Source organism: Peribacillus sp. SIMBA_075 (genome assembly GCF_046534585.1).
In genome coordinates this window covers 1-261 of record NZ_JAWRYN010000880.1, presented here as the reverse complement: position 1 = coordinate 261, position 261 = coordinate 1, and the positions used below count along the sequence as shown (strand labels likewise).

The window sequence follows — 261 nt, the reverse complement described above, 5'->3', positions numbered from 1 at the left end:
GCCGCGCCGGCCGCAGCTCTCGGGCTGCTGGTCGCCGTGCTGCTCACGCCGCAAGCGGTCCCGCTGGCGTCGCCCGTCTGGCTCGCCCTCCTCTGCGCCGTCCTGCCCGCGGCCGCGCTGGTGCTCGCGGCCGGGCCACTGGCACCCTCCGTCGCGGAGGCGAAGCGCTGGCGCTGGGCGTGGGTCGCCGAGACAGCCGTCGTCGGCCTGGCCGTCCTCAGCGTGGTGCTGCTCGCCCGGCGCGGGCTGGCGCCGACGGCC

At 79.7% G+C, this 261-nt stretch carries 1 protein-coding gene; it reads left to right on the top strand.

Annotated elements, in window-relative coordinates; genetic code table 11:
- Window positions 1-261, top strand: a 261-nt coding sequence (locus SB775_RS30770) for a hypothetical protein (protein WP_410865056.1), incomplete at both ends; no start/stop codon positions are given.